The organism is Streptomyces sp. NBC_00223, from assembly GCF_036199905.1.
Taxonomy (GTDB): Bacteria; Actinomycetota; Actinomycetes; order Streptomycetales; family Streptomycetaceae; genus Actinacidiphila.
Genome location: NZ_CP108109.1, coordinates 5445248 through 5464935 on the forward strand (window position 1 = coordinate 5445248; position 19688 = coordinate 5464935).

Annotated in this window: 20 protein-coding genes; 15 read left to right on the plus strand and 5 right to left on the minus strand. The window is 71.7% G+C overall.

Annotated features, from left to right (window positions below):
- Positions 1–63: 63 nt before the first annotated feature.
- From OHA30_RS23185 to OHA30_RS23195, 3 genes are all read right to left on the minus strand, one after another.
- Positions 64–1275, minus strand: a complete 1212-nt coding sequence (locus tag OHA30_RS23185) for a pyridoxal phosphate-dependent aminotransferase (protein WP_328915788.1) — start codon at positions 1273–1275, stop codon at positions 64–66.
- A 44-nt stretch (positions 1276–1319) separates the two neighbouring features.
- The gene (locus tag OHA30_RS23190) at positions 1320–2990 is read right to left on the minus strand and encodes an N-acyl-D-amino-acid deacylase family protein (protein ID WP_328915789.1); all 1671 of its coding nucleotides are present in this window, start codon (positions 2988–2990) and stop codon (positions 1320–1322) included.
- A gap of 349 nt (positions 2991–3339) precedes the next feature.
- The gene (locus tag OHA30_RS23195) at positions 3340–4626 is read right to left on the minus strand and encodes an alanine racemase (protein WP_328915790.1); all 1287 of its coding nucleotides are present in this window, start codon (positions 4624–4626) and stop codon (positions 3340–3342) included.
- A 123-nt stretch (positions 4627–4749) separates the two neighbouring features.
- Between OHA30_RS23195 and OHA30_RS23200 the strand changes: the two genes are divergently transcribed.
- Genes OHA30_RS23200 through OHA30_RS23210 form a run of 3 tightly spaced genes read left to right on the plus strand, consistent with a single transcriptional unit; the run spans position 4750 to position 7027 of the window.
- Positions 4750–5793 carry a sugar kinase gene (locus OHA30_RS23200; protein ID WP_328915791.1) on the plus strand — a complete coding sequence of 348 codons (1044 nt, stop codon included), beginning with the start codon at positions 4750–4752 and terminating at the stop codon, positions 5791–5793.
- Positions 5790–6596, plus strand: a complete 807-nt coding sequence (locus OHA30_RS23205; RefSeq protein ID WP_328915792.1) for an IclR family transcriptional regulator — start codon at positions 5790–5792, stop codon at positions 6594–6596. The genes OHA30_RS23200 and OHA30_RS23205 overlap by 4 nt, the downstream gene beginning before the upstream one ends.
- A complete protein-coding gene (locus tag OHA30_RS23210) occupies positions 6593–7027 on the plus strand; it encodes a RidA family protein (RefSeq protein ID WP_328915793.1) in 435 nt (144 codons plus the stop codon). Before OHA30_RS23205 ends, OHA30_RS23210 begins: the two co-directional genes overlap by 4 nt.
- A 70-nt stretch (positions 7028–7097) precedes the next feature.
- Here the strand turns inward: OHA30_RS23210 and OHA30_RS23215 are convergent, their stop codons facing one another.
- On the minus strand, positions 7098–8585 hold the full coding sequence (locus OHA30_RS23215) for a chitinase (protein ID WP_328915794.1): 1488 nt from the start codon (positions 8583–8585) through the stop codon (positions 7098–7100).
- A gap of 347 nt (positions 8586–8932) precedes the next feature.
- Here OHA30_RS23215 and OHA30_RS23220 point away from each other — a divergent pair, with 347 nt between their 5' ends.
- The 11 genes from OHA30_RS23220 (at position 8933) to OHA30_RS23270 (ending at position 18409) form a co-directional block, all read left to right on the plus strand.
- Positions 8933–9784 (plus strand): hypothetical protein, encoded by an 852-nt coding sequence (locus OHA30_RS23220; RefSeq protein ID WP_328915795.1) that lies wholly within the window; start codon positions 8933–8935, stop codon positions 9782–9784.
- Between the two features lie 12 nt (positions 9785–9796).
- Entirely contained in the window at positions 9797–10522 is a 726-nt protein-coding gene (gene cpaB, locus OHA30_RS23225; protein ID WP_328915796.1) for a Flp pilus assembly protein CpaB, read from the plus strand.
- Positions 10519–12096 (plus strand): AAA family ATPase, encoded by a 1578-nt coding sequence (locus OHA30_RS23230; RefSeq protein ID WP_328915797.1) that lies wholly within the window; start codon positions 10519–10521, stop codon positions 12094–12096. Before cpaB ends, OHA30_RS23230 begins: the two co-directional genes overlap by 4 nt.
- A 50-nt stretch (positions 12097–12146) precedes the next feature.
- Complete coding sequence (locus OHA30_RS23235) at positions 12147–12497, plus strand: TadE/TadG family type IV pilus assembly protein (RefSeq protein ID WP_328915798.1); 351 nt, start codon at positions 12147–12149, stop codon at positions 12495–12497.
- Complete coding sequence (locus tag OHA30_RS23240; RefSeq protein WP_328915799.1) at positions 12494–13828, plus strand: CpaF family protein; 1335 nt, start codon at positions 12494–12496, stop codon at positions 13826–13828. Before OHA30_RS23235 ends, OHA30_RS23240 begins: the two co-directional genes overlap by 4 nt.
- A 140-nt stretch (positions 13829–13968) precedes the next feature.
- On the plus strand, positions 13969–14886 hold the full coding sequence (locus OHA30_RS23245) for a type II secretion system F family protein (protein ID WP_405786065.1): 918 nt from the start codon (positions 13969–13971) through the stop codon (positions 14884–14886).
- Between the two features lie 19 nt (positions 14887–14905).
- Positions 14906–15796 (plus strand): DUF5936 domain-containing protein, encoded by an 891-nt coding sequence (locus OHA30_RS23250; RefSeq protein ID WP_328917959.1) that lies wholly within the window; start codon positions 14906–14908, stop codon positions 15794–15796.
- A 283-nt stretch (positions 15797–16079) separates the two neighbouring features.
- Positions 16080–16340 (plus strand): hypothetical protein, encoded by a 261-nt coding sequence (locus tag OHA30_RS23255; protein ID WP_328915800.1) that lies wholly within the window; start codon positions 16080–16082, stop codon positions 16338–16340.
- Positions 16337–17008 (plus strand): pilus assembly protein TadG-related protein, encoded by a 672-nt coding sequence (locus OHA30_RS23260; RefSeq protein WP_328915801.1) that lies wholly within the window; start codon positions 16337–16339, stop codon positions 17006–17008. The genes OHA30_RS23255 and OHA30_RS23260 overlap by 4 nt, the downstream gene beginning before the upstream one ends.
- A gap of 32 nt (positions 17009–17040) precedes the next feature.
- A complete protein-coding gene (locus OHA30_RS23265) occupies positions 17041–17634 on the plus strand; it encodes a hypothetical protein (protein WP_328915802.1) in 594 nt (197 codons plus the stop codon).
- Positions 17635–17704: 70 nt separating this feature from the next.
- The gene (locus OHA30_RS23270) at positions 17705–18409 is read left to right on the plus strand and encodes an OmpA family protein (RefSeq protein ID WP_405786064.1); all 705 of its coding nucleotides are present in this window, start codon (positions 17705–17707) and stop codon (positions 18407–18409) included.
- 105 nt (positions 18410–18514) lie between these two features.
- Here the strand turns inward: OHA30_RS23270 and OHA30_RS23275 are convergent, their stop codons facing one another.
- Complete coding sequence (locus OHA30_RS23275; RefSeq protein WP_328915804.1) at positions 18515–18889, minus strand: DUF192 domain-containing protein; 375 nt, start codon at positions 18887–18889, stop codon at positions 18515–18517.
- Positions 18890–18930: 41 nt separating this feature from the next.
- On the opposite strand from OHA30_RS23275, the gene OHA30_RS23280 reads away from it, so the two are divergent.
- The gene (locus OHA30_RS23280; protein ID WP_328915805.1) at positions 18931–19656 is read left to right on the plus strand and encodes a prepilin peptidase; all 726 of its coding nucleotides are present in this window, start codon (positions 18931–18933) and stop codon (positions 19654–19656) included.
- Positions 19657–19688: the final 32 nt, after the last annotated feature.

Consider the following 19688-nt stretch of genomic DNA (forward strand, 5'->3'; position numbering starts at 1 on the left):
GCCGCGGACACGAAAGCGCCGGGCGGGCTCCGCGGAGCCCGCCCGGCGCTTTTCCCACGGCGGTTACGGCTGGCTGTAGCCGTCCAGGAAGGTACCGATCCTGGTGACCGCGTCGGTCAGGTCCTCCTTGGCCGGCAGGGTCACCAGACGGAAGTGGTCCGGCTCCGGCCAGTTGAAGCCCGTGCCCTGCACCACCAGGATCCGCTCGGCCCGCAGCAGGTCGAGCACCATCTGCTGGTCGTCCTTGATCTTGTAGACCTTCGGGTCGAGCCGGGGGAACGCGTACAGCGCCCCGCGCGGCTTCACGCAGGTCACACCGGGGATCGCGCTCAGCGCCTCGTACGCGGCGTCGCGCTGCTCGGTCAGCCGGCCACCGGGCAGCACCAGGTCCTTGATCGACTGGCGGCCGCCGAGCGCGGTGGCGATGGCGTGCTGGGCCGGCACATTCGCGCACAGCCGCATGTTCGCCAGGATGGTCAGGCCCTCGATATAGCTGTTCGCGTGCTCCTTCGGCCCGCACACCGCGAGCCAGCCGCTGCGGTAGCCCGCGATCCGGTACGCCTTCGACAGACCGTTGAAGGTGAGGGTGAGCAGATCGGGGGCGATGGAGGCGAAGGGCGTGTGCGTCGCGTCGTCGTAGAGGATCTTGTCGTAGATCTCGTCGGCGCAGACCATCAGCCGGTGCCTGCGGGCGATGTCCGCGAAGCCGCGCAGCAGCTCGTCGTCGTAGACCGCGCCCGTCGGGTTGTTCGGGTTGATCAGGACGATGGCCTTGGTGCGGTCGGTGACCTTGCGCTCGATGTCGGCGAGGTCGGGATACCAGTCGGCCTGCTCGTCGCAGCGGTAGTGCACCGCGGTGCCGCCCGCCAGCGACACGGCCGCGGTCCACAGCGGGTAGTCCGGCGCGGGGACGAGCACCTCGTCGCCGTCGTCGAGCAGCGCCGTCATGGACATCTGGATCAGCTCGGACACGCCGTTGCCGAGGTAGATGTCCTCGACATCGAGGTCGATGCCCTTGGTCTGGTAGTACTGCATCACCGCGCGGCGCGCGGGCAGAATGCCCTTGGAGTTCACATACCCGTGCGCCGTTCCCAGCGACCTGAGCATGTCCTCCAGAATCTCCGGCGGACACTCGAATCCGAACGGCGCCGGATTCCCGGTGTTCAGCTCCAGGATGCGGTGACCCGCCGCCTGCAGCCGCATGGCCTCTTCGAGCACCGGGCCCCGGATGTCGTAGCAGACATTGGCAAGTTTCGTGGACTGGATCACCTGCATGCCGGTCACCTTACGGCTATGTAACGGCCCCCGCGCGGTGTTTTTCACCACGTGCCCGGCGCCGCGGGCCCGCTCCCACCCGGCCGTACGGGCCCCCGGCGCGGGGTACGGCGCACCGAGCGGCCCGCCAGTTCACCCGTCCGACGGCCGTCCTCGACGACGAAGCGGCCGTTGATCAGGACATGCGGAATGCCGGTCGGCAGGGTACGCGGGCGGTCGAAGGTGGCACCCGCCGCGACCGTGTCCGCGTCGAAGAGCACCAGGTCGGCGCGGTAGCCCTCACGGATCAGCCCCCGGTCGGGCAGCCGCAGCCGGGCGGCGGGCCGGCCGGTCAGCCGGGCGACGCACTCCTCCAGCGAGAGCACCCCCAACTCCCGGACATAGCGCCCCAGATACTCCGGGAAGGTGCCGTACGCCCGCGGATGCGGCTTGTCGCCGTGCAGGATGCCGTCGGAACCGGCGGTGTGGGTGCGGTGGCGCATCACCGTACGGACGTTCTCCTCGTCGCCCACGTGCTGGAGGATCGACGTACCGAGGCCGTCCGCGAGCAGCAGACGGCGGGCCGTCGGCCAGCCGTCGATCCGGGCGCCGACGTACGCGGCCAGGGCCCTGTCGCCCACCCCCGAGATCTCGATGGTCGACCAGTCCATCGGCACACCGTGGCAGCCGTCGGACCCCTCGACCTCCAGCGCGTACCGGACGCGCTCGGCCGTGGTGTCGTCCCGCAGCCGCGCGAGCGTCCGCTCCGGCCCGCCCTCGGCCGCCCAGCTGGGCAGCAGCGCGACCAGCGTCGTAGCACCCGGGGTGTACGGATAGGTGTCCAGCGTGATGTCGGCGCCCGCCGCCAGCGCCCGGTCCAGCAGGGCCAGCAGCTCGGGGGCGCGGCCCTTGTTGACGCCGAAGTTCATCGTGGCGTGCGCGAGGTGGAGCGCGCAGCCCGCTTCCCGGGTGAGGGCGATCATCTCCTCGTACGCCTCAAGGGCGCCGGCGCCGTACGACCGGTGGTGGGGGCAGTAGTAGCCGCCGTACTCCGCCACCACGCGGCACAGCTCGGTCAGCTCGGCGTCCGAGGCGTACATCCCGGGGGTGTAGGTCAGCCCCGAGGACATCCCCACGGCGCCCTGCTCCAGGCCCTCGGCGACCAGCTGCTTCATCCTGGCCAGCTCGGCGGCCGTGGGCGCGCGGTCCTCCCAGCCCATGACCAGCGCCCGGACCGAGCCCTGGGGGACGAGATAGGCGGCGTTGACGGCGATTCCCTCGTCCAGGCGGTCCAGATACTCGCCCACGCTGCGCCAGGTGAAGTCGGCGTCGTCGCCCGTGCCGTTCCAGCCGGCGATCTGGGTGCGGAGCTGGGGGAGTACGCGGTCGTCGGTGGGGGCGTAGGACAGGCCGTCCTGGCCCAGCACTTCCAGGGTGACGCCCTGGGCGGCCTTGGCCTCGTGGGAGGGGTCCTTGAGGAGGGCGAGGTCGCTGTGGGCGTGCATGTCGATGAAGCCGGGGGAGAGGGTGAGGCCGTGGGCGTTCAGGGTTCGGTGCGCCGCGAGCTTGCTCGCGGCTTTGTCGCTGCTGGTGCCGGTGGCGTCCCTCCGGTGGATCGTGGCGGTGTCCCTCCGGTGGATCCCGGCGATTCGGCCGGCGTGGAGGGTTACGTCGGCCGGGTAGGGGGTGGTGCCGGTTCCGTCCACGACGGTGGCGCCGCGGATCACCATGTCCATGGGGGCATTTTCCTTACGGGTCGGCTCCGTCTGTGCTGTGCCGGGCGCCCGGCTGCGGGTGCGTCTGGGTTTGTTTTTCCGCCCTCCCCCAGAGCTTCGCCTGGGGGTACCCCCATCTCGCTTCGCTCGCCCGTGCGAGTGCGTTTCCGTCTGCGGGTGCAACCGGTGGGTGGTTCCGGGGCCAGTCCGGAGGTGACTCTCCCCCAGCTACCGCTGGGAGGTGCCCCCACGAACTGCGAACGTGCACGCATCGTTGCTTGCTTTCCGCCGGTGTTGCGTTCGCAGTTCTGCGGGGACACCTCCTCCCCGTCCCCTCCGGCCCGGTTGGCGGCGAACGGTCGCGGGGTGGTCAGAAGAAGGTGCGGACGTAGGAGGTGACCTTGCCGTCATTGCGGGTGACCGGGAGGCTTTGCCATTTGTCGAACGTGGTGCAGGGGTGGGACACGCCGAAGGCGACCCAGTCGCCGACCTCCAGGGTGTCCGTCGGGGGGAGGGACAGCCAGCCGTGCTGGTCGGACAGGGCGGTGACCGTCATCTCGGGGGGAGGTGGGCGCAGCGAGCCGTCGCGGGCGGAGCGGATCGCTGTCACCCGGGGGAGGCCCAGGTCGTAGGGCGCGTCGCGCTTGCCCGCGTTCACGAACGCCTGGCCGGGCTCGGGGCGGGAGACGACCTGGGCCCACAGTCGGAAGGCGGCTTGGAGCGCGCCTTCCGCCGGGACGCGGTTGAACGGCGTGATCCGCCGGTAGTGGTCGTCGTCGTGCGTGACGTACGCCCCCGACCGCAGCAGCTTGAGTACGGGCGCCGACAGTGCCGGGATCTCCGCGAAGGTCGCCGCCACCGCGTCGAACCACGCGGAACCGCCCGCGCTCACCACGATCTCGGACACGCCCGCGAACCGCCCGGCCGCGTCGAAGGAGGCCGCCAGCGCCACCAGTCGGCGCAGATACGCCTGGACCCGCGCCGGATCGGCCGACGGCACCTCGCCCTCGTAGCCCGCGACGCCGACCAGCCGCAGAGTCGGCGCCGCTGCCACCGCGTCGGCCACGGCGTCGCACTCCGTCTCGGTGCGGACCCCCGTACGGGCCCCCGCGCCGCCGCCGAGTTCGACGACGACGGAGAGTTGACGGCGTACGTTCGCGGCGGACAGCGCCGCGTCCATCAGCTCGACCCCGCGTACGGAGTCCACGTAGGTGATCAGCTCGAAGGAAGGGTCGGCGTCCAGTTCGGCGCCGAGCCAGCGCAGTGCCGCCGCGTCCACGACCTCGTTCGCGAGGAAGATCCGGCGGACCCCGAACGCCCGTGCCACCCGCACCTGGTGGGGGACGGCGAGGGTGATCCCCCAGGCGCCGTGGGCGAGTTGGCGGGCGAAGAGCTGCGGGGCCATGGAGGTCTTGCCGTGCGGGGCGAACGCGAGGCCGTGTTCCGCGGTGTAGTGCTCGAGGATCGCCAGATTGTGGTCGAGGGCTTCCTCCGAGAGCGTGAGGACGGGCGTGGTGAAGCCGCCGTCGAAGAGGCTGCGGCGCTCGGCGGCCAGTTCGCCGAAGGTGAGGCCCGCCGCGTCGGGCGGCAGCCCCTTGAAGCGGTGGTCGGCCCGCTCCTCGTCCAGCGCGGCCACCCGCCGTGTGTCGATGTCCATGAAGTCCGGCCTCCCGAAAGTGTCGCCCGCGTTGCATCATATGCAACGTTCATTGCGTATGATGCTTCGAGCTGTCTAACATCCTGCGTGCAGCCAGGTCAACGGCGGAAGGTACGTACCCCCTTGGAAGCCAGTGTCGATCTCGTCTGTCTGGGCGAGTCCATGGTCACCTTCGTGCCGTCGCGCCCCGGGCGGCTCGCCGACGTGCCCGACTTCCACCGGGAGATCGGCGGCGCCGAGTCCAATGTGGCGTGCACGCTCGCCCGCGCCGGGCACAGCGTGCGGTGGATCAGCCGGGTCGGCGCCGACGGCTTCGGCGACCACCTGGTCGAGACGATCGCCGCGGCCGGCGTCGATGTCGGCGCCGTCCAGCGCGACCCGCACCGGCCGACCGGCGTGTACTTCCGTACGGCCGGCGAGCGCGCCACCACGCTCGTGCCGCACTCGGAGAAGGCCGAGGTCGTCTACTACCGCAAGGGCTCGGCCGCCTCCGCGCTCTCGCCCGCGCTGGTCCGCAGGGACGACGCCTGGTCGGGCCGGATGCTGCATCTGACCGGCATCACGGGCGCGCTGTCCGCGACCTGCCGGGCCCTGATGGGCCGGCTCACCCACCGCGAGCCCGGCCGTCCGGTGGTCTCCTTCGACGTCAATCACCGCCCCGCGCTGTGGCGCGGCGCCGACCCGGGGCTGCTGATCGAACTCGCCCGTGGCTGCGACCTGGTGTTCGTCGGCGAGGACGAGGCTGAGGCCGCCTGGGGCCTGCCGGACGCCGACGCGATCCGGGCCGTGCTGCCCGAACCCGAGACCCTCGTGGTCAAGCAGGGCGCCGCGGGAGCGACGGTCTTCACCGGGGGCGAGCGGCTGCACGTACCCGCCCCGGCCGTCGACGTGGTCGCGCACGTCGGCGCGGGCGACGCCTTCGCCGCCGGATATCTGTCCGCGACCCTGCGCGGGCTGCCGGTACGGGACCGGCTGCGGCACGGCCATCTGCTGGCGGCCGCCGCGCTCACCGTGCCCGGCGACCTCGCCGTACCGCCCGGCCGCGCGCACGCCGACGCCCTCGCCGCACTCGACGACACGGCGTGGGGGAGACTGCGGCTGGGCCCCGGCTGGACCGGTACGCGACCGGTGGCTGCTCCCGGGCCTGGGGAAGAGGAGGCACCGTGAGCCAGACCGTCGACCGCGCGCTGAGCATCCTGCCGCTGCTCGCCGAGGGCCCGGCCGGCCTCGAACAGGTCGCCACCCGGCTCGACGTCCACAAGTCCACCGCGCTGCGGCTGCTGCGCACCCTGCACGAACACGGCCTGGTCTACCGTCAGCGGGACCAGCGCTACCGGCTCGGCACCCGGCTGTTCGCCCTCGCCCAGCAGGCCATCGAGACCCTCGACATCAGCGGTATCGCCCACCCGCATCTGGCCGCGCTCAATGAACGGACCGGCCACACCGTCCATCTGGCGGTGTACGAGCAGGGCGAGGTTGTGTACATCGACAAGGTCGAGAGCCGCTACCCGGTCCGGATGTACTCCCGGATCGGCCGCCCGGTGGCCATCACGGTGGCCGCCGTCGCCAAACTGCTGCTCGCCGACCTTCCGGAGCCGGAGCGGCGGGCGGTCGCGGAGGGTCTGGACTATCCGCGGTACACCGCCAGATCGATCCCGGACGCGGCCGCGTACCTCGCCGAGCTGGCCCGGGTGCGCGAGCAGGGCTGGGCCACGGACCTCGGCGGTCACGAGGAGTCCATCAACTGCGTCGCGGCCCCGCTGCGGGGTCCCGACGGCCGGGTGTGCGCGGCCATGTCGATCTCCGCGCCCAATGTCGTCGTCACCGCCGAGGAGTTGCTGCGGCTGCGGCCGCTGGTGCTCCGTACGGCGGAGGCGGTCAGCGCCGAGTTGTCCGGCGCGGCTCCGGTCACCGCCGCCGTATCTGCCCCCGTACCGCCGCACTCCACGAACGAGGACACCTCCGCATGAGCGAGCAGCCCGCCACCGACCCGACGCGTCTGAGCAAGGTCGCGATCACCCCGCCCACGCACACCGTGCCGCCCGCGAAGTTCTCGCACGGCGTGCGGAAGGGGAACATCCTCCAGGTCGCCGGTCAGGTCGGCTTCCTGCCCGCCGTCGAGGGGGAGCCGCCGACGCCCGCCGGGCCCGGCCTGCGCGAGCAGACGCTGGCCACGCTCGGCAATGTGCGGGCGGTCCTCGAAGCGGGCGGGGCGAGCTGGGAGGACGTGGTGATGGTGCGCGTCTATCTCACCGACACGGGCCACTTCGCCGAGCTGAACGAGATCTACAACGCGTACTTCGCCGGGCTGACGCAGGCACCGGCCGCGCGGACCACGGTGTACGTGGGGCTGCCGGCCGGGCTGCTGGTGGAGATCGACGCGCTGGCCGTCCTCGGCTGAGGCCCCCCGGGACACGGACGCCGGGCGGACCGCGTCACGCGGACCGCCCGGCGTTCTCATGGGTGCGGGGTCACGGCATCGCGTGGACGTGGGCGCCCACGGAGTTGGACCAGGCGTTGCCGTTCTTGGCGTCCCAGTTCGTGGACCAGGCCATCGCGCCGCGGATCGTCGGCCACGTGGTGCTGGGGTGGAACTTGCCGCAGCCCGTGCCCTTGGCGAGGCAGTCGAGCGCGTTGTTGACGACCGACGGGTCGACGTAGCCCGAGCCGGCCCCGCTGGTGGACGCGGGGAAGCCGAGGCCGACCTGGGACGGGTCGAGCCCGGCCTGGATCGCGGTGCAGGCCAGGGTGGTGATGAAGTCCACCGAGCCCTGGCTGTAGACGCCGCCGTCGCAGCCGTTCATCGAACCGCTGTTGTAGTACTGGGTGTTGACGACGGTCAGGATGTCCTTGATCTTCAGCGCGGTGGCGAGGTAGTCACTGACCGCCGAGAGCATGTCGATGGTCTGCGGGGCCATCGTGATGATCAGCCCCGAGCCGGCCTTGGAGCTGAGGCTGCGCAGCGACTGCGACATGTACGTCGAGTCGATGCCGTTCTCCAGGTCGATGTCGACGCCGTTGAAGCCGTAGGTCTGCATCAGCGACCAGACGCTGTTGGCGAAGTTGGTGGCCGAGGTGGAGTCACGGACCGAGATGGTGCCGTTCTGGCCGCCGACGGAGATGATCACCTTCTTGCCCGCCGCCTGCTTGGCCGCGATGTCGGCCTTGAACTGCGCCACGCTGTAGCCGAGCGACGGGTCCAGGGTGAACGAGACCGCGCCGGGCGTGGTGGTGGCGTCCGCGAAGGCCACCGCGATGATGTCGTACTGGTTCTGCACCTGCGCGATGGTCTGGACGGTCGCGCCGTTGTTGAAGTTCTGCCAGTAGCCGGTGACCACGTGCTTGGGCAGGCCACCCGTCGGGGGCTTGGTCGGGGGAGTGGTGGGCGGTGTGGTCGGCGGGGTGGTGGGGGGAGTGGTGGGCGGCGTCGTCGGAGGTGTCGTCGGTGGGGTGGTGGGCGGGGTGGTGGGCGGGGTGGTCGTGGTGCCGCCCGGGCCCGTCAGCGAGATGTCGTCCGCGTAGTACGCGGGCTGCGCGTACCAGCCGTGGGTGTAGATCGTCACCGACTTGGTGCTCGCGCCCGTGGTGAAGTTGACGCTCAGCTGCGTGTACGAGGAGGCGCTCGGCGTCCAGGTGGACGGGTCGGTGCCGCCGGTGCCGGTCGCGCCGATGTAGACGTAGCTGCCCTGCACGTACGCGCTCAGCGTGTACTGCGAGTTGGGCTGCACGCTGACGGTCTGCGAGCACTGGCCGGTGTCGGAGCTGCTCGGGGTCGCCTTGAGCGCGGAGGAGCCGGAGTGCACCGGGCTGGAGACGTTCACGCCGCTGCCCGCCGTGCACGACCAGTTGGAAAGGCCGCTCTCGAAGCCGGAGTTGGCCATCAGGTTGGTGGTCGCGGCGCTCGCGTCGCCGACGGAGACGAGGGCGACGCCTGAGCCGATGACGGCGGCGGCGCTCACACCGGCGATGAACCGGCGGCGAAGAGTTGACCTGCGCTGGGCAAGGCTCGCTTGTTGAGCGTGCGATGCACGTTCCACGACTGCCTCCTGGGGGCAAGGAGTTGGGGGTAGTGGGTGTGCGGATGACGAGGGCGGCTGCGGACGGGCAAAATGACATGCACACAGGGAAGTCCCGTCAGGGAGAAAACTGGTCCAGACCAATCCGGTTGTCAAGACCTCTGTGGACACCCGCTGTTCACCGTCTCCGATCCGCGACTTTCCGCACCCAGCCCGCTACACGTCGATAAGCTGACGACCGCGATCGGCCAGGTCGACCGGGTTCGCCGGGCGGAGAGGGGAGGTTCCGTATGCCGAGTGTCATCACGGTCACCGCGGACGATCTCGCGCTCAGCCTGGAGGACCAGGTGATGAGGACATCGGCGGCGCTGGACGCGTACGGCCACCTGGTGGCCCTGGCCCCCGCCGACCCCACCGATCCGGCCCGCCGCCGGATGCACACCGTGCGCTCCGCGCTGGAGGCCGACCGGATCGCCATCGTGCCGACCGCCCTGCCGCCGCTGGCCCGCACCCTGCTCGGCGAGCAGCTTCGGCAGCTGTCCGGCACCGATCTGGGCCCCGGGACACTGGCCGGCGCCGCGCGGCTGCTCTCGTACTATCTGCACTCCGGCGCGCTGCTCGGCTCGGTCGCCAAGCTCGACCGGGTGCCGGTCGGCGTCGGCGCGCACGTCAAGTCCCTCGTGCCGGGACGGCACTTCGCGGTGATCGCGCACCCGGAGCCGTATCTCGGCCAGGCCGACCAGGACACCGTGCCGCCCGGGCCCGGCTACCAGACACAGCTCGCCGTCGCGGGCAAGGGCCTCGACCCCGGCTGGATCACCGGCCCGCTCGCCGCCGCGTGGCGCGCCCAGCACGTGCGCGAGGTGCCGCTGCCCTCCGACTCGGCCGACTGGTGGGGCACTTCGCGCCTGGTGGAGTTCACCGCCTACATCGCGGACGTCGGCATGCTCTACCAACTCGTCACCTCGGTACGGCGGGACACCTGCACCTGGTGCGGACTCGAAGTCATCGGCGACCAGTGCCTGTTCTGCGGCACCCGGATCGGCGAGCGCGCGGCCCCGGCCAAGCACGCCGCCGCCGCGCCGCCCGGACGCGAGGTCGAGACACCGCGCCGCCCCCAACTCGAACCCCACAAGCGATAGGTCCGCCCGCACATGAACTCACGTCAACGCCGAGGTGTCGTCCTCCTGGTCGTCTCCGTGCTCTGCGCGCTGGCCGCCTTCGCCGGGGTGCTCGCCGTCGTCAGCGACGCGCGCTCGCAGGTGGGACCCAAGGTCACGGCGTACGAACTGTCCACCGACATCCCCGCGTACACCGCGCTGAGCGCCTCCGACGTGCGTCGCATAGCCGTGCCCCGGCGCTGGCTGCCCGACACCGCCGTACGTGAACTCGGCGACCTCCGGGGGAAGATCGCCGCCGTGGCGCTGAAGAAGGGCTCGCTGCTCCAGTCCGACATGGTCTCCGCCCGGCCCGAACTCAAGGCCGGGCAGATGGAGATCGCCATCATGATCGACGCGGAGACCGGTGTCGCGGGCAAGATCACCCCGGGCGCGCGGGTGAACATCTTCGCGACCTTCGCGGGCAAGAAGGACACCGACCCCGACATCTCGCAGATCATCGTCTCCGGCGCGCAGGTCATCGACGTCGGCGAGATCAAGGCCTTCGACAAGAGCGACGACGCCCAGCGGCTGTCCGCACAGGGCGTGCCGATCACCTTCGCGCTGGACGCCCAGGACGCCCAACGCGTCGCCTTCGCCGAGTCGTTCGCCCGCCATGTGCGCCTGGCACTGGTCGCCCCCGGCGACACCACCTCCCCCGCGGGCAGCGACCGCACCTACACCCTGGCCGGGGACACAGCGGCCGGAAGCGGGCACCGGTGAGCGTACGGATTCTGGCCGGTACCGGGGACGCGGACGCCGCGCGGGCGCTGCTCGGACTGCTCGGACAACTGCCGGGGGCCGAACCCGCCCCCGCGATCGGCGACTCCACCACGCTGCTCGACACCCTCGCCCGGGCCGCCGAGGCCGGGATCGAGGAGCTGCCCGAGGTCGTCGTCGTGCACGACGGGATCGGGCCGATGCCCGCGCTCGACGTCATCCGCGAGGTGGCCCTGCGCTTCCCCGCGGTCGGTGTCGTGCTGCTCACCGCCGACCCGAGCCCGCTGATGCTGGCCTCCGCGATGAACTCCGGAGCCCGCGGCGTCATCGGACTGCCGCTGGTCTACGAGGAGTTGGGCGCCCGGGTGGAGGCCGCCGCGTCCTGGGCGGTCGGGGTGCGCCGACATCTGAGCCCGGGCCGGGCCGCGCTGCCGGCGGTCGCCGGGGGCACGCTGGTGGCCGTCGCGGGCGCCAAGGGCGGGGTCGGTACGACCGTCATCGCCGTCCAACTCGCCCTTGCCGCACACGCGTCGGGCCGTTCCACCGCGCTGGTCGACCTCGACCTCCAGGGCGGCGACCTCGCGTCGTACCTCGATGTGCAGTTCCGCCGGTCGATCGCCGACCTCGCGGACATCGCCGACGTCTCCTCGCGGGTCCTGCACGACGCGATGTACGTCCACGAGTCGGGCCCCGCGCTGCTGCTCGCGCCCGCCGACGGCGAACGCGGTGAGGACGTCACCGACCGCGCGGCCCGGCTGGTGCTCACCGCACTGCGGCAGCGCTACGAGGTCGTCGTGGTGGACTGCGGCACCCAGATGACCGGCGCCAACGCGGTCGCCGTGGAGACCGCGGACACCGCCGTGCTGGTCACCACCCCCGATGTGGTGGCCGTACGCGCGGCCAAGCGGATGGTCCGCATGTGGGACCGGCTGCAGATCCGCAAACCCCAGGACACCACCGCCGTCGTCAACCGACACAGCCGGGGCAGCGAGATCCAGCCCTCGCTGATCGGCAGGATCGCGGGCACGAAGGTCGCGGCCTCGGTCGTCCCGGCGGGCTTCAAGGAACTCCAGGGGGTCATCGACGCGGGCCGGCTCCAGGACCTCGACAGCCGCTCCACCGTGAAGGCCGGGATCTGGGCGCTGGCGGGAGAGTTGGGGCTGGTCACCGGCGCCACCCTGCCCGCCGCGCGCGGCAAGCGGCGGATGCGCGGGGACCGCGGCCAGGTCACGCTGGAGACGCTCGGGATGACACCGGTCATCCTCATCACCCTGATCCTGGTCTGGCAGGCGGTGCTGGCCGGTTACACCTTCACCCTCGCGGGCAACGCCGCCGACCAGGCCGCCCGGGCGGCGGCGGTGGGGGACAGCGCGGCGGAGGCGGCGAGGAGCGATCTGCCGGGCGCGTGGGCGTCCGGCATGACGGGCCCGGACGTCCGCCCTGCCGACGGCGGCCAGATCGAGGTCACCCTCGGCCTCAAGGTCCCCGTCCTCTTCCCCGGCGCGATCGACTTCCCGATCACGGTCCACGGCCACGCCGCCACGGTGGACGAGCGCGGAACGGCGGACGCGCCGTGAGGCCCGCCGTACGGCTCCACCTGCGCCGCCGGGGGACACGGGACCGGGGGGTGGCGTCCCTGGAATACCTCGGCATGCTGCCGTTCCTGCTGCTCATCGCCCTCGCGGGCATCCAGCTCGGCATAGCCGCCTACTGCGGGTCGCAGGCCGCCACCGCCGCCCGTACCGCCGCCCGTACGGCCGCGCAGCCCGCTCCCGACGGCGGTGAGGAGGCCGGCCGCAGGGCCGGGGTGAACGCCGTGAGCGGCTGGGTGAACCCGGACATCACCTGGCCCCAGTACGACCAGTGGACCGTGAAGGCGACCGCCACCGTACGGGTCCCCTCCGTACTGCCCGGCCTGCGCCTCATCGATCCGGTACGCAGGTCCGCGACCATGCCGAAGGAGGACACGACCCCGTGAGTCTCCGCGCCCGCCTCGCCGTGGAAGAGGCCGCCCCGCAGACCCAGGAAGGCCACCTCGTGGCCGTCTACCGGGCCAAGCTGCTCCAGGAGATCGACCTCGCCGAGATGTCCACGCTCACCGCGGCCGAGCGCAGGGCCCGGCTGGAACGCGTGCTCGGGCACATCATCAGCCGCGAGGGTCCGGTGCTGTCCACCGCCGAACGGGCCGCGCTGATACGCCGGGTGGTGGACGAGGCCCTGGGCCTCGGCATCCTCGAACCGCTGCTGGAAGACCCCACGGTCACCGAGATCATGGTCAACGGCCCCGACCGGATCTATGTCGAACGCGGCGGCCGGGTCGAGCAGGTGCCCGCGCGCTTCTCCTCGGCCGACCAGCTGCTCCAGACCATCGAGCGCATCGTGTCCACCGTCAACCGCCGGGTGGACGAGTCCAATCCGATGGTCGACGCCCGCCTGCCGTCCGGCGAGCGGGTCAACGTCATCATCCCGCCGCTCTCCCTGACCGGCCCGATCCTCACCATCCGCCGCTTCCCCCGCGCGTACACCCTCCAGGAACTCATCGAACTCGGCACGCTGGACGAGCACATGCTGCTCCTGCTGTCGTCGTTCGTCCGCGCGAAGTGCAACATCATCGTCAGCGGCGGCACGGGCTCGGGGAAGACCACGCTGCTCAACGCGCTGTCCGGGCTGATCCCCGACGGCGAGCGGATCATCACCGTCGAGGACGCCGCCGAACTCCAGCTCCAGCAGGAGCATGTGATCCGGCTGGAGTCCCGCCCGCCCAACGTCGAGGGCGAGGGCCGGATCACCATCCGCGACCTGGTTCGCAACTCGCTGCGCATGCGGCCCGACCGGATCATCGTCGGCGAGGTCCGCGGCGGGGAGACCCTGGACATGCTCCAGGCGATGTCCACCGGCCACGACGGCTCGCTGGCCACCGTGCACGCCAACTCCGCGGAGGACGCGGTGCTCCGGCTCCAGACGCTGGCCTCGATGAGCGAGGTCAAGATCCCGTTCGAGGCGCTGCGCGACCAGATCAACTCCGCGCTCGATGTGATCGTCCAGCTCAACCGGCACCTCGACGGCACCCGCCGGATCGGCGAGATCGCCGTACTGTCCTCGCACGGCCGCGATGTCTTCCGGCTCACCTCAGCCACCCGCTTCCGCGCAGAACCCCTCGGCGTGGACCGCATCGTGCGCGGCTGGTACGAGCACCGGCCGGTGCCGCGCGAGATCGGCGAACGCCTCTACCTGGCGGGCGAACAGGTGCCCGCCGCCTTCGGGGTCGGCGCGAGCGAACTGGAACTCGACAGCCGGGAGGCGAAGTGACGGGCTTCTCCGGAGCGGGCGGCGGGGCCGTGGTCGTGCTCGACCGGGGGCAGGGGCATGTGCTCTTCGGTCACGTGCTGGGTCAGGGGCGGGGCCTCGACCTTGCCGCCGGTACCGGCTTCGCCGCCGGTCCCTACCCGCTGCTCGTCCTCGGCGCCGCGACGCTCGCCCTGGCGCTCGGCGTGTGGGGCCTGCACGCGTGGTGGGGCGGCCGGGCGGACCGGGCCGCGCTGGTCGAACGGCTCGCGGGCGAGACGGGCGCCGCCCCGCGGCGGGTCGCCTTCGCCGGACTCGACGGCCGGGTGCGGCAGTACGCGTGGGGGCAGCGGCTGGCCGGACGGCTCGCGGCCACCGGTACGAACGCCACTCCCGGCCAGTTCACGGCGGCCGTCATCGGGGTGATCGCCGGGGCGTGGCTCGCCGCGGCGTTCGTGCTCGCCCCCTTCTTCGGGCCGATCGCGGCGCTGCTCGCCGGATGGGCGGGCTTCTCCTTCCTGGAGTGGCGGCGCCGGGTGCGCACCGAGCGCTTCATCGCCCAACTCCCCGAACTGGCCCGGGTACTGGCCAACGCCACCCAGGCCGGACTGGCCCTGCGCACCGCGGTCTCCATGGCCGCGGAGGAACTGGAGGCCCCCGCCGGCGAGGAGTTGAGGCAGGTCGCCGACGCGATGGCCCTCGGCCACTCCGTCGAGGACGCCCTGGGCGAACTCCAGCAGCGGCTGCCCAGCCGGGAGTTGATCGTGCTGGTCTCCACCCTCGTGCTGTCCAGCCGGGCCGGCGGCTCCGTGGTGGACTCCCTGCGCAACCTCACCGTCACCCTGGAGGAGCGCAAGGAGACCCGCCGGGAGATCCGTACCCAGATGTCCCAGGTCACCGTCACCGCCTACGCCGTCCCGGTGATCGGTATCGGCTCCCTGCTGCTGCTCGACCGGATCATGCCGGGCTCGCTGAGCGCGATGACCGGCTCGACCACCGGCCGGATCTGCGTACTGATCTCCCTGGGCCTGTACGTGGTCGGCTTCGTGCTGATCCGCCGGATGTCCCGGATCGACGTGTGAGGGGCACGACATGACCCTGATGGGACTCGGTCTCGCGCTGGGCCTCGCGGTGTGCGTGGCCGGCGCGGTGTACGCGGTCGGACTGCTGCGGGCGGACGTACGGCTGCCGGACGACCTCGCGCTCGCCCTCGAAGTGGGCCGCACCCGCACCACCCGTACCGGCAACGCCATCGACCGGCTGGGCATCCGCTGGGCCCCGATGGTGATGCGGATGATGGGGCCGGCCCGGATCGCGAAGATGCGGGCCAGGATCGACCACGCGGGCCATCCGCACGGCCTCACCGTCGAGCGCTACGCCGCCCGGCGGGCCGTGTACGGCGGCCTCGGCGGCTTCGCGGCGCTGCTGCTGCTCACCCGGGGCAGCTGGTTCCTGGCGCTGCTGCTGCTCGCGTACGGCTGGTGGTGGGCGGACCTCGGCATCTGGCTGGCCGTGCGCCGCCGCCGTGACGACATCGAGCGCACCCTGCCGGACTTCCTCGACGTGCTGGCGGTCGTGGTCAGCGCGGGCCTGGGCTTCCGCCAGGCGCTGGAGCGGGTCAACGCCGTGTACCAGGGCCCCTGGTCGGACGAGATCCGGGTCGCGCTGCGGCAGATGGACATCGGGGTCAGCCGCCGTGACGCCTTCGACCAGCTGCGCAAGCGCAACCGCAGCGAGCAGGTGGGGCAGTTCGTCACGGCCCTCCAGCAGGGCGAGGAGCTGGGCGCCCCGATCGCCCGCACCCTCCTCCAGATCGCCACGGACATGCGGCGCACCGAGGCCCAGAACGCCCGCCGCCGGGCGGCCCGGATGGTCCCGCGGGCGACCGGGGTGATCACCATGCTGCTGGTCCCGGCCACCATGATCCTGTTGATCACCGGCATGATCATGGGCTCGCAGATCAACTTCGGCGATGTCTTCGGAAATGGGTGATTCCGGTGACACGGAGTGTGATCAGGCGGCATGCTGACCAGGGCGGCGGAGCCGACGGGGACGGCCTTGATTCAGCCTTGTACGGCTCAACTGGATGCGGAGGCAAGGGCGTCGGGTGTACCTTTGCAATCGCAACCATATTTGCACCTGCAATCCAGTCCGACCCGCTGCGTACCCGTACCAACCAGCGAGAGGCGGTGCTGCGCCTTGGACACCGTGCCCGACGGGCCGCACGCGGCCGCCGTACGTAACTGCCAGGTGACAGAGAATGGGGCGAACAATCATGAACAGGTGGGTAGTCAGGCACTGCGTGGACGCCGGGATCCGGCTCCGCGGCCGCACGGAACGGCTGGTCGACGCGCTGGCCGCGCGGGACGCCAAGCGCTCTCCCGGCGCGGACCGCGGGCAGACGTCGTTCGAGTACCTCGGGATCGCGGTGGTGATCGCGGTGATCATCGGGGTGCTGGCGGGGACGACGGACATCGGCGACTCGATCATGACGGGCATTCAGAGGGCCATCACCAGGATCACCGGCGGCAGTTGATCCACTGCGGTGATGACCGCGGTCAGACGATCGGTATCTACATCGTCGCCATGACCGCGCTGTTGTTCCTGGCTTTCGCGTACTTCGCGGTCGGGCAGGCCGCCGTCACACGCAACAGCGCGCAGACGGCGGCGGACGCGGCGGCGCTCGCCGCCGCGCGGGAGTACCGCGACGAGGCGAAGTCCGCGTTCCTCGCCGCGCTGAACAGCGGTGACCTCGACGCGCTCGGCCGGCTGCTCACCGACGGGGGCACGGACGACTACGGGCCCTGTGGCGCCGCGGCCTCGTACGCGGAGGCGAACGACGCCGAGCGGTTGACGTGCGACCGGGTGAACGGGCCGCCCGGTTACACCGTTTCCGTGCGGACGAAGGGGACAGTGGGCAAGTCGGTCGTCCAGGGTACCGAGAACAGGCACGCGGAGGCCCGGGCGACGGCGGTGGTGTCACCTCGATGTGTCATCGACAGCATGGCCGGCACAGGGGGTACGAGCAGCACGGACGACGCGGGTGACGCAGGCGGCACAGGTGATGCGGGTGACGACGGCGGAGCGGATGACCACCATGTCGTCGAATTCCTCTGTCACGGCGGCGATCTGACGATCGATCCGTCGGTGCCGGGCTTCACACTTGATCTGTCGACCTTCTACTCCGTGCATCTGACCAAGTGATGGCGGGCCGAGGAACAAAGGAACGGGGAACGATGGGATACGGGCGCAGAGCGACGACCGCGGCCACACTCGCCGCAGCCGCCGTCATCACGCTGGCGGGCTGCGGCGGCGGGGGCGGTGGCAAGAAGGCGGACGACAAGCCGCCGACGGCCGCGACGGCATCGGCCACCCCGTCCGCCAAGGGCGACGCCGGTGCCGGCGACGACTCGCCGTCCGCGACGCCGACCCAGGTGCTGGCCCAGTTGAAGTCTCCGGAGGGGGTGGAGGTCGCGATCAACTCGGCCGTACGGGACGCCGACGGGTTCGTCACCGTGCAGGGAGCGATCACCAATGGCGGCTCCAAGACCTTCAACGCCAACGGCTGGCGCGGTACCGAGATCGCCCTGTCTGCTTCCGGCGCCTCCGTCGCCGGAGCCGTGCTCGTCGACGAGGCGGGCAAGAAGCGCTACTACGTCCTGCGGGACACCGACGGCCGGTGCCTGTGCACCATGGGTCTGGTCGGTATCCAGCCCCAGGAGACCCGCTCCTTCTTCGCCCAGTTCCCCGCCCCGCCCGCCGCCACCACCGAGGTCGAGTTCGAGCTGCCGACCATGCCACCGGCCAAGATCCAGATCTCGGAGGGGTGAGAGAGGGATGGGCAAGGTGAAACGGGCCGCCGCCATGACCACAGCCGTCGGTCCGGCCACGACCGCCGCCATGACCGCGACCGCCGCCCCGACCAGAACCGGCCCCACCAGGCCCGCCGCCGCCAGGACCGCCACGACCGTCGCCACCGCGACCGCGCTCGTCCTCGTCCTCGCCGCCGGCACGGTGACCTGCGCCGGCACCGCGGTCGCCGACACCAACCCGCCCCCGTCGGCCGGGCAGAGCACCCCCACGCCACCCGTGAACGTCGACCCGACCTCGCCGAACCTCAAGCTCCCGGAGGGCGCCACCCTCGCGGCCCCCAAAGTGCTCGACATCGTGTCCGTGACCGACCAGGGCACGGTCTCCGCGAGCCAGCCGGAGCAGCGGCAGGAGACGTCCAACTCCACGATCACCTACGCGCTCCAGTCCGAGGTGCTGTTCACCAAGGACAGCGCGAAGCTCTCACCGACCGCGACCTCGCGGATCCAGGCGATCGCGAGCGACATCAACACACGGCATGTCACCTCACCCATCCGGGTCTTCGGGTTCACGGACAACCTCGGCAGCAGCGAGCACGGAGACGTGCTCTCCAAGGCGCGGGCGGATGCCGTCTACACGGTTCTGGCGCAGGAACTGGCCGCCGACGGCGATCCGGGCCACACCTTCCAGGTCCGCGGCTACGGCGAGGACTACCCGATCGCCGACAATTCCATCGAAAGCGGCCGCAGTCAGAACCGACGCGTCGAGATCACTTTCACGCCACCTGCCGCATAACGTGCTGAGGGAGCACCCGGACGCGGTACGGTATAACTCCCCCCCTCGGGCCGGTTCGCTCTCCCCCCCTGCGAACCGGCCCGTTTCCCGTTCCCCCGCGCCGCGTCAGGCAGGGCGGTCCGGCGGGGCCGGGACGACCGCCTCCAGCCGTACCCCCCGCACCACACCCCACGCCGCGAACGCGCCCGCCTCCGCCTCCAGGACGTGCCGGGCCCGCAGCCGGGGACGGCCGATCTTGCCCGGCGGCATCGTCCGTACCGCCAGTACCTTCAACCGCCGGTCCAGATAGGCGACATCGATCGCGAACCGCATCCGCACGGTGTGCACGCTGGACGCGGGCGTCAGCAGCAGCGCGCCCTCGATGCCGTCCCGGCCGAGCAGCCCGCGGGTACGGGCGCGGTACGACGCGGCGATCCGCAGCGGTGCCTCCCCGGCGGGCGCGCGCAGCGTCCCCTCGCCGTCCTGCCAGCGTCGGCGCATGGCCCCTCCCCGGGGTTGAGTTGCCGTGTACGGTCGGCCCGGTGCATGTCTATCTGATCGTGGGTGCCGCCGTCTGGGGAACGGCGAGCGGCCTCCTTCTGCCGCGGGCCGCCTACCGGTTGGCGGTGCCCGCGGGCGAGCCCTGGGCCGCCGTGTGCCCCGCGGGGCACCCCGTGCGCGGCTGGTTCGGCCCCGCGCGCTGCCCGGGCTGCCCGGCGCCGCGCTACGGCCTCGGTTACGGCGCCGTGCTCGCCTGCGCGTTGGCCTGCACGGCGCTGGCACTGACGGTGGGGGCCCGCCCCGAACTCGCCGTCTGGCTGCTGCTGGTGCCCGTCGCGCTGATACTCGCCCGGGTCGACCTGCTGGTCTTCCGGCTGCCCGATGTGCTCACGCTGCCCGCGCTGGCGGCCACGGCGGCGCTGCTCGGGCTCGCCGCGCTGGTGCCCGACCACGGCGGGGCGTGGCTGCGGGGGCTGTGCGCGGCGGGGGCGGTCGGCGCGCTGTATCTCCTGCTCTTCCTCGTCAACCCGGCGGGGATGGGGTTCGGGGACGTGAAGCTCGCGCCGACGCTGGGGTTCGTGCTCGGCTGGTACGGGTGGCCGGTGGTGTTCGCCGGTACGTTTCTGGGGTTCCTGCTCGGGGCGGTGGCGGGGGTCGTGCTCATCGTCTCGCGGCGGGCGGACCGGAAGACGCCGATACCGTTCGGGCCGTTCATGCTGGTGGGCGCGCTCGGAGCCGTCCTGTGGGCCTCGACGCCGACGGGCTAGTCCGCACACGCCGAGCAAGCCGACCCCAGGCG

Coding starts and splice junctions, on each gene's coding strand:
- OHA30_RS23185 (WP_328915788.1), bottom strand. CDS start 1,275: ATGCAGGTGATCCAGTCCACGAAACTTGCCAATGTCTGCTACGACATC.
- OHA30_RS23255 (WP_328915800.1), top strand. CDS start 16,080: ATGAACAGGTGGGTAGTCAGGCACTGCGTGGACGCCGGGATCCGGCTC.
- OHA30_RS23220 (WP_328915795.1), top strand. CDS start 8,933: ATGCCGAGTGTCATCACGGTCACCGCGGACGATCTCGCGCTCAGCCTG.
- OHA30_RS23195 (WP_328915790.1), bottom strand. CDS start 4,626: ATGGACATCGACACACGGCGGGTGGCCGCGCTGGACGAGGAGCGGGCC.
- OHA30_RS23270 (WP_405786064.1), top strand. CDS start 17,705: ATGACCGCGACCGCCGCCCCGACCAGAACCGGCCCCACCAGGCCCGCC.
- cpaB (WP_328915796.1), top strand. CDS start 9,797: ATGAACTCACGTCAACGCCGAGGTGTCGTCCTCCTGGTCGTCTCCGTG.
- OHA30_RS23210 (WP_328915793.1), top strand. CDS start 6,593: ATGAGCGAGCAGCCCGCCACCGACCCGACGCGTCTGAGCAAGGTCGCG.
- OHA30_RS23190 (WP_328915789.1), bottom strand. CDS start 2,990: ATGGACATGGTGATCCGCGGCGCCACCGTCGTGGACGGAACCGGCACC.
- OHA30_RS23250 (WP_328917959.1), top strand. CDS start 14,906: ATGGGACTCGGTCTCGCGCTGGGCCTCGCGGTGTGCGTGGCCGGCGCG.
- OHA30_RS23265 (WP_328915802.1), top strand. CDS start 17,041: ATGGGATACGGGCGCAGAGCGACGACCGCGGCCACACTCGCCGCAGCC.
- OHA30_RS23275 (WP_328915804.1), bottom strand. CDS start 18,889: ATGCGCCGACGCTGGCAGGACGGCGAGGGGACGCTGCGCGCGCCCGCC.